11 protein-coding genes and 1 pseudogene are annotated in these 12589 nt (G+C 48.1%); 7 read left to right on the top strand and 5 right to left on the bottom strand.

The window, feature by feature from the left end; translation table 11 throughout:
- The first annotated feature begins 8 nt into the window (after positions 1 to 8).
- Together galM and LZU85_RS07425 are read left to right on the top strand one after the other, a co-directional pair.
- Positions 9 to 1067, top strand: a complete 1059-nt coding sequence (gene galM, locus LZU85_RS07430) for a galactose-1-epimerase (protein WP_237286802.1) — start codon at positions 9 to 11, stop codon at positions 1065 to 1067.
- Between the two features lie 222 nt (positions 1068 to 1289).
- Positions 1290 to 2891: a methyl-accepting chemotaxis protein gene (locus LZU85_RS07425; protein ID WP_061058860.1), complete on the top strand. Its 1602-nt coding sequence runs from the start codon at positions 1290 to 1292 to the stop codon at positions 2889 to 2891.
- Positions 2892 to 2904: 13 nt separating this feature from the next.
- On the opposite strand, the gene LZU85_RS07420 is transcribed toward LZU85_RS07425, so the two are convergent.
- Positions 2905 to 3906: a substrate-binding domain-containing protein gene (locus LZU85_RS07420; RefSeq protein ID WP_011151022.1), complete on the bottom strand. Its 1002-nt coding sequence runs from the start codon at positions 3904 to 3906 to the stop codon at positions 2905 to 2907.
- Between the two features lie 167 nt (positions 3907 to 4073).
- On the opposite strand from LZU85_RS07420, the gene LZU85_RS07415 reads away from it, so the two are divergent.
- From LZU85_RS07415 to LZU85_RS07405, 3 genes and pseudogenes are all read left to right on the top strand, one after another.
- Entirely contained in the window at positions 4074 to 4406 is a 333-nt protein-coding gene (locus LZU85_RS07415; RefSeq protein ID WP_011151020.1) for a tRNA-binding protein, read from the top strand.
- Between the two features lie 35 nt (positions 4407 to 4441).
- Positions 4442 to 4558: pseudogene (locus tag LZU85_RS07410) on the top strand (methyl-accepting chemotaxis protein); the annotation flags it as partial.
- 193 nt (positions 4559 to 4751) lie between these two features.
- Complete coding sequence (locus LZU85_RS07405; protein WP_176298859.1) at positions 4752 to 5381, top strand: outer membrane beta-barrel protein; 630 nt, start codon at positions 4752 to 4754, stop codon at positions 5379 to 5381.
- 32 nt (positions 5382 to 5413) lie between these two features.
- On the opposite strand, the gene LZU85_RS07400 is transcribed toward LZU85_RS07405, so the two are convergent.
- Positions 5414 to 5968 carry a gamma-glutamylcyclotransferase family protein gene (locus LZU85_RS07400; protein ID WP_176298858.1) on the bottom strand — a complete coding sequence of 185 codons (555 nt, stop codon included), beginning with the start codon at positions 5966 to 5968 and terminating at the stop codon, positions 5414 to 5416.
- Positions 5969 to 6102: 134 nt separating this feature from the next.
- Here LZU85_RS07400 and LZU85_RS07395 point away from each other — a divergent pair, with 134 nt between their 5' ends.
- Entirely contained in the window at positions 6103 to 7287 is a 1185-nt protein-coding gene (locus LZU85_RS07395; protein ID WP_085761304.1) for an NnrS family protein, read from the top strand.
- An 86-nt stretch (positions 7288 to 7373) separates the two neighbouring features.
- On the opposite strand, the gene LZU85_RS07390 is transcribed toward LZU85_RS07395, so the two are convergent.
- A complete protein-coding gene (locus tag LZU85_RS07390) occupies positions 7374 to 8825 on the bottom strand; it encodes a RimK family protein (RefSeq protein WP_176298856.1) in 1452 nt (483 codons plus the stop codon).
- Positions 8826 to 8888: 63 nt separating this feature from the next.
- Here LZU85_RS07390 and LZU85_RS07385 point away from each other — a divergent pair, with 63 nt between their 5' ends.
- Positions 8889 to 9989, top strand: coding sequence for a GNAT family N-acetyltransferase/peptidase C39 family protein (locus tag LZU85_RS07385; protein ID WP_237286801.1), 1101 nt, complete (start codon positions 8889 to 8891; stop codon positions 9987 to 9989).
- Positions 9990 to 9992: 3 nt separating this feature from the next.
- Here the strand turns inward: LZU85_RS07385 and LZU85_RS07380 are convergent, their stop codons facing one another.
- Together LZU85_RS07380 and glpD are read right to left on the bottom strand one after the other, a co-directional pair.
- Positions 9993 to 10922 (bottom strand): zinc transporter ZntB, encoded by a 930-nt coding sequence (locus LZU85_RS07380; protein ID WP_237286800.1) that lies wholly within the window; start codon positions 10920 to 10922, stop codon positions 9993 to 9995.
- Between the two features lie 101 nt (positions 10923 to 11023).
- On the bottom strand, positions 11024 to 12559 hold the full coding sequence (glpD, locus tag LZU85_RS07375) for a glycerol-3-phosphate dehydrogenase (RefSeq protein WP_176298853.1): 1536 nt from the start codon (positions 12557 to 12559) through the stop codon (positions 11024 to 11026).
- Positions 12560 to 12589: the final 30 nt, after the last annotated feature.

The raw sequence follows: 12589 nt of genomic DNA, 5'->3' as shown, positions 1-12589 counted from the left end.
ACGGCGGGATGATTGCTCAATTGAACCAAACTATGACTGAGCAGGCAGCCTTTGATGGCCAGCCTGCCCAATTAGTGGAACTGTCAAATCGTGCGGGTATGTCTGTGACCTTAATGGACATTGGCGCGACTTGGCTAAGTTGCCAATTACCGTTGGCGAGCGGGGAGCGAAGAGAAGTTCTGTTAGGCGTGGGGACGATGCAGAACTTCGAGCGTCAGGCAAGTTACATGGGGGTAACCGTCGGGCGTTATGCAAATCGCATCGCCAATGGGCTTTTTTCGATTGATGATGTGGCGTACCAAGTTTCGGTAAACCAAGCGGGGAACTGTTTGCACGGTGGAGCGCAAGGTTTTGATAAACGACGTTGGCATATTGAATCGCAATCAAGTAGCGAAGTGACCTTTTCACTCGAATCTCCAAATGGCGATCAGGGGTTTCCCGGCCATCTTAGCGTTAACGTGCAGTATCAGTTGACCGACGAGAATCAACTGACTATTCGTTACTGGGCAACAACCGATGCCGTGACGCCAGTGAATCTCACTAACCATGCGTATTTCAATCTAATGGGGGCGGAATCGGGGCATGATTGCTTGCAGCATAAGTTGGTATTAAATGCCCCGTGCTATTTGCCGACCAATGACGTTGGCATTCCATTGGGTACGCTGCGAAGGGTTTCTGGCAACAGTTTTGATTTCAATACTGAAAAAGCCATTGGTGAAGTTTTGCTACAAGATGAGCAGCAACAATGTGCCAAAGGGTATGATCACAGCTATTTGTTTGAACGAGAGCGCGATGTGTCTCTGCCCGTTGCGTGTGTGACCTCGCCTGATGAGTTGATTCGTTTGTCTGTTTGTACCAACAAACCCGCCATTCAGCTCTACACGGGTAATTGGTTGGCAGGCACACCAAACCGCAGTGGCAGTGAATATCGAGACTACGCAGGATTGGCGCTGGAGACCCAATTTTTGCCTGATTCGCCGAACCATCCGGATTGGCCACAACCCAGTTGCCTGCTTTCTCCTGGCGAAGAGTATCGTTACTTTACCTCCTATCATTTTGATTTTTAGATGTTTAAATAAAAGGCTCTGCATGTTGGAGCCTTTTTCATTCTTTCCTCAAAAACAATCAATGCTCTTGGTTGCATATTTTTTAGTGATCCAGTTAACAAACTCAGTGTTGTCAGTGGCAAAGCGTTCCCCCTCTACCATTCTATAAAGAGCAATTATAAAAATAACAAATCTATCAGCCTTGAAAATCTGAGTCAGAATCTCTGTCGGGATGGGTACGTCATGTTGAAGCTAAGAAATATGAAAGTCAGCTATAAGCTGGCAATGATTGTTGCTGTTGGGATTTTAGGATTCCTACTCCTACTGTTTATCTCCGTTAATACTCTCAAAACGAACTTGATTGCTGAGCGTCACGCGCGGTTGAACGCCGTGATCCATACCGTGTTTTCACAAGTGGAATCACTCAGCCAAACATACGCCAAATCAGAGGCGCAAAATCTGGCCAAGGCGTTGATCTCAGCCACACGTTTTGATGAAAACAACTATCTATTTGTCATTGATGAAAATCGCAATACCGTGGTTCATCCGATCAAACCTGAGTTGGTTGGTCAGCAGATGGGCAATGGCAGCGATGGTCAGTTTTGGTTCACCATGGTGGATTTAGGCCGAGCGGGGGGTACTGGCTCACTCACCTATCTGTGGCAAAACAGTCGCGGTCAACCCGCCGACAAACTCTCAGTGGTGCACGGTTTTGCGCCTTGGGGCTGGATCATTGGCTCTGGGATGCTATTGGACGATATCGAAGCAGCGGTGAATCAACAAATTTTGAAAATGGGCATGGCCACTCTTGCGATTGCCTTGGTCATGAGTGCGCTGGGGATGCTGATTAGCCGTGCGGTGATTGAGCCGCTAAACGCCATTCGCCAGAGTATGAAGCAAGTCGCGGCAGGAAATCTAACCGCTCAAGTGGCGGTGTTGGGTAAAGATGAATTTGGCCGCTTGGCACAGGACATCAATCAAAGTATCGGCTCAGTCAGAGAGGCGCTATTTGAATCGGTTCAGTCTGCTTCCGAGGTGGCCGATGCCGCGGTGCGCATTGCATCATCAGCGGAAGAGACCAGCCAAGCGGTGTTGAGCCAGCGAGACCAGTTGAATCAGTTAGCCACGGCAATGAATGAGATGAGCGCGACGGTGGCTGATGTGGCTGGCCACGCAGAAGACACCGCCAGAGATACGCTGGATGCGACTAAAGAAGCCAACTTGGGCGATAAAGACGTGCATTCCAGCGTGGACAGCATTAAGTCGCTGTCTGTTGAACTCGAAGTGGCCAATGATCAGGTCGCCAAGCTCAAAGAAGGGGTGATGCAGATCAGCGAATTCACCAATGTGATCAGCAGTATCTCAGAGCAGACCAATTTGCTTGCGCTCAATGCCGCGATAGAAGCCGCAAGGGCAGGAGAGCAAGGGCGTGGTTTTGCGGTGGTGGCTGATGAAGTGCGAAATCTGGCTGGGCGCACCCATCAATCGACCGATGAAATACAAACCACCATCAATAAACTGCAGCAGTTAGCCGTCTCTGCCGTGGAGGCGATGGAGAAAAGCCAATCACTGGCACAAAGCAGTGTCGCTCGAGCGGAACACGCAGGAGAGGATTTGCAATTGATCGTTGATCACATTCGTCACGTGAGCGATAAAGCAACGCAGATCGCCACTGCAGCGGAAGAACAAAGTGCGGTGGCAGAGGAGATGAATCGCAACGTCAGTGGTATCAATGACGCGGCGATGGAGATGTCGCAAGCGGCCAACTTCTTAGCTGAAGAGAGTGAAACCTTGGCCGATTTGTCGCGCCAGCTTGATCAGAAGATGACGCGATTTAAGCTTTGATGAGGCAAAGACGCTAAGAGAGCTTGGCCACAGAATCTCTTCTTACCAAAGTGGGTGAGAAGATCATGGTGCTGTGGTCGGCCTCTTGCTGGCGAGCCAAATCGATCGCCAGTCTTGCGGCTTTCTCTGCCATCATCTGTATTGGATAGCGCACGGTGGTGAGGCGAGGGCTGACATAGCGAGCAATCAAACCATCATCGAATCCTATCATTGACACTTGCTCTGGCACCTTTAAGCCATTTTCATCCAATACCGATAGCGCACCCGCCGCCATGTAGTCGTTGTAAGCGACCACGCCGGTGATCGGCAGAGATTTTGTCAGCAGGTTAGTCATTGCCGTTTCCCCACCATCACTATTGGGCTCGCCTTGTTCTATGTACGCACTGGAGAGCTCGATGTGATTGTCTCTTAATGCGGCGAGGTACCCAGCGATGCGCGCGTCGGCGTCTTCAATTTTGTGGCTCGATGAAATGCAGGCAATGTGTTGGTGGCCATGGCGAATCAAATACTCTGTAGCCAAATAGGCCCCTTTGTAGTTATCGAGGGAAATGCAGCGTTGCGCGATTTGTGGAATATGACGATTGATGATCACTAAGCTTGGCACTTCTTGCGCGTATGACAGCAACTCTTCATCGCTCAAGCCTTTCGAGTGAATCACCAGTGCGTCGCAACGGCTATTGATCAGCAGTTCAATGGCTCTGCGCTCTTCCTCGGCATTGTGATAGCCATTGCCAATCAGTAGATGCTTGCCATTTTCATGGGCCACTTCATCGACGGCTTTGATCAGCGTGCCGAAGAAGGGATCCGATACATCACCAACCAATACGCCCATGGTGTTGGTGCTTTGACTCACCAACGCTTTGGCGGCGGCGTTGGGGCGGTAGCCCAGTTTGGCCATTGCTTGAGTGACGGATTCAATCGACGCTTTACTGGCTTTGGGCGATTTATTAATCACTCGTGAGACGGTGGCGATGGAAACGCCAGCCTCGCGAGCGACATCTTTAATTGTGGCCATGTGTTACCTCATTTCTATGCTGCCCTCATTAAACCTCTGAACTGTAAATTAGGCAAATAACTGCGAGTTTTCATTTTAAAAATGCGATCTTTACCACTTGTAATATCAGGCTCTAATGATAGTGTAAACGTTATCTTTTTAGTAAAACTTTACTGAGGTTATCTTACATGGAAACGATCGCTTACGCTGATTTCGCCAAGCTGGAAATTCGTACTGGGAAAATTATTGAAGTCGCCCGTCATGCGAATGCAGACAAACTCTATATCGTACAAATTGATGTCGGCGAGAAAACACTGCAAACCGTCACTAGCCTAGTGCCGTACTACAGCGAAGAAGAGCTGATGGGCAAACAAGTGGTGGTGTTGTGCAACCTTGCCAAAGCGAAAATGCGTGGAGAAACCTCAGAATGCATGCTGTTGTGCGCAGAAACGGACGATGAAAGCGAAAGTGTTCTCTTAACGCCAGAAAGAGCGATGCCGACGGGGGTGAGAATTGTGTAGTTGATAGGGGAGAATCATGTTCCCTTTTCTACAATGAGGGCGTCATGCAGATCAGTGAGTTTACGAATGTGATCGGTAGCATCTCAGAGCAAACCAACTTGCTTGCACTCAATGCCGCAACAGGAGCGGCGAGAGCGGCTGATCAAGGGCGTGCAGACTGTTCTTGAAAGGGTCATTTATAGTCTGAGTTGAGCGATTCATAGAACAGTAGTTTTCGTCTGTTTATAACTGCAAACTATGTTTTAAGTCGCATTTATTAATTGCTCTATTTGTTGGCTCAATGAAATTCATTATAATCCCCGCGCTGTTTATTGGTTTTAACAGTATGAAATACAAGGAATTATAATGAATAAGATGTTGCCGGTTTTGGCATTGGCTATGGGCGCTGCATTCGGCGCAAATGCAACTGAAGTTGAACAAACGAACTTAGGTCCAAAGCAGGGTTGGTATGTTGGCCTTGAAGTGATTAAGGCGGATGTATCGATCAACGAAGTCAACGAAGTTTCTTACGACCTAGACGCAGGCGTGCAGTTTGCAATTGGCTACGATAAGAAAATTTCAGATTCTTTCTTAATCGGTATTGAGGGTGAGTATGTGCTGTATGGCTCGAAGACATTCGGTCAAGTTGCAGCAAGCTCAACCGCGGGCGTTGTGATGGCAGATGTTGAAGCGTCATTCTCATCGTTTGGTTTGAACATTCGTCCTAAATACTATGTGGCAAACTCGAACTTTTACGTAGGCGGTCTACTAGGCTTTGCATCGACTTCTTACGAGTTTGAGCTGACCAAAGAAGACTTTAAGTCTGCAAGTCTAGATTCCGACAGCAACACTGGTATTAACTACGGTGTTGAAGTGGGTTATGAGTTCGATTCTGGCTGGATGCTGCAAGGTGGCTACCGTGGCGTCGCAACAGAATTTAACGATGTCAATGTAGATATTACCGCGTTATATTTCGGTGGCCGTTACAAGTTCTGATCGGCAACGAGCACGTATTGTTTAAGGGAGCATCATGCTCCCTTTTGTATTATGAGCGCGTCAATCAACGGATAGTGATGTGACTCCACTCCAGCCAAATTGCCATATTTTGGCGCGTGGCGATCGTCTTCTTTAGGAAAATGCCAGCCTACGGTGTATTGCACAAAATGTTGGGCAAACGCTTCGGAGATTTCTAAGCATCCCGCGAGTACCGTATCGACATAAGTTTGCATGATCGGGCTCGAAGGACAGGGGGGTTGCGGATCGTCTTTAACATACACCCAAATGGGATAAGCACGATTGAATGAGTGGTCGGTTTCTATCTGATCCGGCGTAATCTCAATGCGATGGTAGCCTCTCTCTCGGCGATCGAACTCCGCGAGCGCACGATCATCAATTTCCAGCAGCACACCATTCACTTGGCTCTCGCCACGGTTCACAACCAACGGTGAGAGAATGTAGCTGTCGTCGACTTTGCCCCAATAGCGCACCAAACCGTGAGCAATCACCGGGATAGCCTCACCCGTTTGCCCCGTCAATTGACGCGACGCAGCATTGATTAAGCTGCCATAACCAAAAATGTACATCTGTATTCCTTGAGCCATATTCCTAATGACCGTTATACCTAAGAGGTAAAATTTTTAAAGTTGTATTTTTAATGCATCTTTAGTGCTACACTGCATTTGTTGTGAATTTGCTCAGCATGTGGAGGGGGCGAAACGTGCTAAATATTACTGACAAAAAAGTGGAAGAAAAAATTCCCGCTTGGCTGAGATTGGGTTTTCGACCTTTCTTTTTATTAGGCTCGGTGTACGCCATTATCGCTATTGCGGTGTGGGTATGGATTTTTCAAACCGGTCAGCCAACACAACTCCAAGTGCCAGGACTTTGGTGGCATGTGCATGAAATGCTGTTTGGTTTTGCGATGGCGATTGTGGCTGGGTTCCTGTTAACCGCGGTACAAAACTGGACGGGCATCAACGGCACCAAACATTATCGTTTGGCATTGCTGGTGGCGCTGTGGCTGTTGCCGAGGATTTTGCTTTGGACGCCAACGCCGCTGTGGTTAACCTCCAGTATTGAAGCGCTGTTTCTTGCTTTGGTGGCCTTTGAAATCGGTAGCCGAGTGGTGCAGGCCAAAGGTTGGCGTAATCTCTTTTTCGTCCCACTGTTTTTGTTGGCAATTGGTGCTAATTTTGCCAGCTACGCGACAATAAAAGGCATGCCGCCATTTACCTCTTCGGCGGTTTGGCAAGCGATGCTCTGGTGGTTCACCTTGCTGCTGTCGGTGATGGGGGCACGCGTGATCCCATTCTTTACCGCACGTCGCTTTAACTTTGAAAAAGCCAATCCGATTGTTTGGCTCGATTGGGCGGCAAACTTACCTTTGGTGATGCTGTTTTTGCTCAGCTTTTTCCCAGTGACCATGGCACAACTTGGCCAGCCGCTGATGGTGATCGCGGGTGTGGCGCAACTGGTGCGCTTTATCCGTTGGAAACCTTGGCTGACCCTAAGTGAGCCGTTGGTTTGGTCGTTGCACGCCGCTTATCTGTGTTTACCGTTGAGTCTGCTGTTGCGCGGTTTGCTGGATAATCCGTTTGCGTCACACAACCTAATCCACTTATTTGCGATTGGGGCTTTGGCTGGGCTTATTCTGGCGATGATTGCACGTGTCACCATGGGGCACACCGGACGAATGATCTACCAAGGGCCGAATATGAGTCTGGCGTTTGGCGCACTCTTCCTCGCGGCTTTGGTGCGCAGTTTTGGCGTCATTTTTGCGCCAGCACAACTGTTTATCTGGATCGACATCAGTGCCGCGTTGTGGGTATTCGCGTTTACGCTGTTTGTCTGGAAGTTTGGTTATATGCTCGTGACGCCGCGAGCGGATGGCCACCCAGGCTAAGCTCTGCATGATATAAACAGCAAAGCCACTCACGAGGAGTGGCTTTGTGTTATTAAAAGCGTTTAAAAGCGTATTGACGTTGGATGTTAGAACCCGCGCATTTGAATGCGACGCAAGAACTCGGTCATCACGCGGTCATAGAGTAAATCGCCAAGGAAAGCATCTTCAACATGATGATCAATACTTGGGTTGTCGTTCACCTCAATGACATACACTTGGCCATCCACTTCCTTAAGATCGACGCCATACAGACCATTACCAATCAAGTTAGCGGCTTTTAGCGCCACATCAACCACGTTTTTCGGCACTTGTTTCAAATCCAAGGTTTCAAAACCACCGGACGACACTCGGCCACTATTGTGGTGTTGGTAGATCTGCCAATGGCCGCGGCTCATCATGTATTTACAGCTGAAAATCGCTTGGCGGTTCAAAATGCCAATGCGCCAGTCAAAGTCGGTTGGCATAAAGGCTTGCGCCAAAATCAGTTCACTTTTTTCAAACAGCGCTGCGGCTTCTTTTTCCAACTCTTCTTCGTTACGCACCTTCACCACGCCACGTGAGAATGCGCCGTCTGGAATCTTCAACACCATCGGGAAATCCAGCTCATTGAGCAGATCACTTTTCCATTCTGGGTCAAAGTTCTTCAAAATAACGCTCGCTGGCGCGGGCACTTTGTTGTTTTTCAGCAACTCAGTGAGAAAGACTTTGTTGGTGCATTTCATGATCGACTCAGAATCATCCATCACGATTAAGCCTAGCTTTTCTGCTGTTTTGGCAAAACGATAGGTGAAGTTACTGATGTTGGTGGTGCTGCGAATAAACAAACCGTCAAACTCACCCAAACGAGAAATCTCATCTTTGGAGATGGTTTCTAAGTTCATCCCCAAACGCGATGCCGCTCGTTTAAAGCGTTTCAGCGCTTGAGGGCACGAAGGGGGCATTTTTTCCTCTTCATCGATCAGCATCGCGATGTCGTAGCGATACTTTTTCTCTTGTTTGGGTTTACGCCAAACCTTGTTGGAGAACATCTCCAACGACTCAATAAAGAAGTTTTCTTCTGTATCGCTGAGCTCTTGGAAAGGAAATGGCGCGACGGAGTCGATTTGCCAGTGGTGCTGATTTTTGGTCATTTTTAATTCAATGACGGGCACCATAAATTGTTCAAACAGACGACGGGCGAGTTTCTCTAAGCCTTTGTGTTCGGTACGGCCAAAGTAGATTTTGCAGCTGATGCTGTCTTGATCTTTGGCTAACTTGTTGAGCTTGAGGAATCCAGATGAAATCAGCAGCGGTTGAGTGATGTCATTAATGGCTGTCACTGTCGGGATGACTCGGTGGCCACGTGCCCCCGCCATCAGCGAACAATAGTAACCGCTGCTCATGTAACCATAATCGCGACACAGGTTCACTACCTGCACGCTACGTTGATTGTGTTGCCAATCACTGTCGAGATATTGGGCAACATCAACCACTTGTTCAGATGGGAAATACTGCTGCCAATCGCTAGCTTGGTCAGTCACAATTAAAAGATTTGCCATCTATTTCTTTCCTTAATAAACGAGCTATGATGAGGGGAAATAATCAGTCCTTGAAGGTGTTACATGGATTTTCGTATTGCGAAAATGTCTGATCTTGATGCACTAAATCGTTTGGAAAGAGAGCTCTTTACTGGTGACAGAATTGCACCAAGACAAATGAAGCGTTTTATCCAATCTGAACATGCCGTTTTATTCGTCGCTACTAATGAGCTAGAGCTAGCAGGATATGCTCTTGTTTTATTTCACCAAGGAACACAACTCTCAAGGTTATATTCGATTGCCGTTAGACCTGAATTTCGTGGCCAAAGGATAGCTCAATCTCTTATTGAGATCTGTGAGCAGTTCGCCATTGAACAGGGTTTCACTACATTACGCTTAGAAGTTCGTGAAGACAATAGTGCCGCAATAAATTTGTATAAAAAGCTGGGTTATCAAAAGCTTAAAATTCTTATTCACTATTATGACGATTTAAGCGATGGCATCCGGATGCAGAAGCGTTTGGCACACTATGGGCCTAAAACGTTGCTGCCTATGCCGCTCTATGTGCAGACCACCCCTTTTACTTGTGGCGCGGCTTGTTTGCTGATGGCGTTTGCCCATCACGACGCCAGTTTTCAGCCATCGCGTAAGCAGGAGTTGCAGCTTTGGCGCGAAGCAACCACCATTTTTATGGCGGCCGGACATGGCGGGTGCAGCGGACATGGTTTAGCGTTAGCGGCTGCACGCCGAGGTTACACGGTAGAGCTGTGGAGTCATGCGAAATCGACGCCGTTTATTGACAGCGTACGTGATGAAAATAAGAAGCAAGTGATTGAAATTGTGCATCAGGATTTCTGTCAGCAGTTAGAAGAATACCCTGTGAGCACCATTGAAGCACCGCCATCGCAAAGCCAGCTGGAAGAGTGGGTCAGTATGGGCGCGAGCGTGTTGCTGCTGATCAGCACCTATCGATTTAATGGCAGTAAAGAGCCGCACTGGGTGCTGCTAAGTGGCATGAGTGAGCGTTTCTTCTTCATTCACGATCCTCACGCGGAATCGGAAGAAGAGGCGATGGCATCAGCACATGTGACGGTGAGTAAAAAAGCGTTAGCGCAGATCATCGGCTTTGGTAAACAGAAACACACGGCCTGTGTGGTTATCCATCCAGACCGCGTAAAAGTGTAAGCATCACCAGAATTTGAGCCGCTTGAGCAGCAAAACTTCGGCGGCAAAAATGACCACCAACCCAACACAAAACCACAAGAAGGCGACTGGGGACTCGACTCCTGGTATGCCACCGATATTGATACCAAGCAAGCCAGTGAGAAAACTGGTGGGTAGGAAAATACTGGCGATTAATGTAAACAGATAGCTGTTGCGGCTGATTTTGTCTTCGCGCAACTGCTGAATTTGTTCTTTGAGAAGTGCGAGCTCGCCAAGAAAGAACTCTATGGTTTCGTTAATGCGAGTAATATTACTCAGTGCATAATTGACCATTAAGGTTTTATTGGTCAAAAGAGCGACTTCAGAGCTCGAAAAATCAGCAATAGCATACTGCTGCGGGCGAATAAAGCGTTTGATTCTTAAAAGCGCTTTTTGTACCTCAATGATCTCGCCAATTTGCTCGGTGTCGAGCTCAAACTGTTCGATTTGCTCCTCTATATCTTGAAGATATTGCTGCATTTTCCCGGTCAATCCATCGATGATGGTCAGGAGCAGATCGGCGATGCTATTGGGGCCTTTTCTATCGGCAAGAGAGGCTCTGATTTCTGAGATGGCTTTCGAGGAGGTTTTACGTGTCGAAATTAAGGCCCCTTTGTAATAAAGGATACGGATACTAAGCATATCTTCAGGTATCGCGTTGTCGTTCATATTGATTCCGCGAAGAATCAACATAAAGCTATCATCGTCATAATGATGAAAAGAAGGACGAGTTTCATCCGCAAGAAGGTGATTAACTGTGCTCAGTGGTACTTGATTTTCGAGCAGCCAAGCGCGGATATCTGGATGGTGTCGCTCACAGTGATACCAGTGACTGGCTTGTATGTGCTGAAAGTTGTTTTCATATCGAGTCGCTGGAGAGGTAGAGAAGTCCCAGTGGTCAATTAAAAATCCCATAATAGTCAGTTACCTTTATTCGTAAGTATCGTCATCAAGTTACTCGACTTGATGACGTTTGGCTACTGACTTGATGAAGATTGAACAAGGGGGCAAGCAGTTCAACAGACTTGTTTTAGTGCCAGGGCTTTAAAGCACTTTTTTATGACGTAATTATCGACATCAAGCACTTGCTCTGGTGTGAGATAAAGTCCTAGTTTGCTTCGACGCCATAAAATGTCTTCACTGCACTGCGCAAATTCATGCGTCATCAGATAATCCAATTCTCGTTGGTAAACCTCTGGAGCAAGTTCGATGCCCATCGCTGATACCTCTTCAGCCCCCGCGAGCAATTGGCGTGCATCGCTGCCGTATTGGCAGACATAACGGTAGGCTAAGGTTGCACTCAACCAAGGGTATTGTTGGCGCAACGCGTGGGCTAGCTGGTCTCGTGTACAGCTAAAATCACCGCCGGGGAGCGTTTGTTGCGCCGTCCACGGTGCGCCCATATGGTCGAAATAGGGCGCGAGTTTACGCATGGCAGACTCCGCCAACTTGCGATATGTCGTCAGTTTGCCACCGAAAATAGAGATCAGCGGTGCTTGGTCAAGTTCTTGCTCCAGCTCGATGGTGTAATCACGCGTGATGGCTTGGGGTGAATCAGATTCATCATCACACAGCGGTCGTACGCCGCTGTAAGTCCACACCACATCTTGTTTGCTCAGTTGATGGACAAAATGCTGATTAACAATGTCAATTAAGTAGTCAACTTCCTGTTCTGAAATCGCCACATGGCGAGGGTCACCGGTGTATTCGACATCCGTTGTGCCGACAATTGAAAATTTATCCAAGTAAGGAATCACAAACACAATCCGCCCATCGTTGTTTTGTAGGATGTAAGCTTGCGGATCGGGATGTACGCGCGGCACGACAATGTGTGAACCTTTGATCAAACGAATGTTGCGTGGTGATGGGCCATCTAAACTGTCATCATAAAATTGTTTCACCCAAGGGCCCGCCGCGTTAACCAAGGCTTTGGCGTAACGCACAAACTGTTCACCATTTTGCTGATCTTCAATAGTCACTTTCCAAAGGTCGTCAACACGCTCAGCTTTGCTTACTTTGCAGTAATTACGCACTTCTGCGCCATTGCGTTTGGCACTGATGGCATTCAGTAACGTGAGGCGAGCATCGTCGACCCAACAATCGGAATACTCAAAGCCAATTTTCATTTCTTCTTTCAGCAGCCCGGTTTCGGCAAGGTTCACCTTATGGCTGCTAGGCAGTGTGGTGCGCTTACCTAAGTGATCATACAAAAACAGCCCGCAACGAATCATCCACGCGGGGCGAAGATAGGAGCGGTGCGGCAGGCGAAAACGCATGGGAAAGGCAATGTGCGGCGCTTTTTTGATCAGCACTTCGCGCTCCGCCAGAGCTTCGGAGACCAAACGGAACTCATAATGTTCCAAATAGCGCAAACCACCATGGATCAGTTTCGAGCTGGCTGAAGAGGTCGCCGAGGCAAAATCTTTGGCTTCAAAAAGTGCGACGCTAAGGCCACGTCCTGCCGCATCTGCTGCGATGCCTGCGCCATTGATACCACCCCCGACAACCAAGATGTCGAGTACCGAGAGCGTTGTGGACGATGCAGTAATCATTTGTACGGCTCCAATGTCATCTTGCTAAAA

Origin of the sequence: Vibrio floridensis, from assembly GCF_021852965.1 — a bacterium.
Lineage (GTDB): Bacteria > Pseudomonadota > Gammaproteobacteria > Enterobacterales > Vibrionaceae > Vibrio > Vibrio floridensis.
This window is presented reverse-complemented; position numbering and strand designations above follow the sequence as displayed.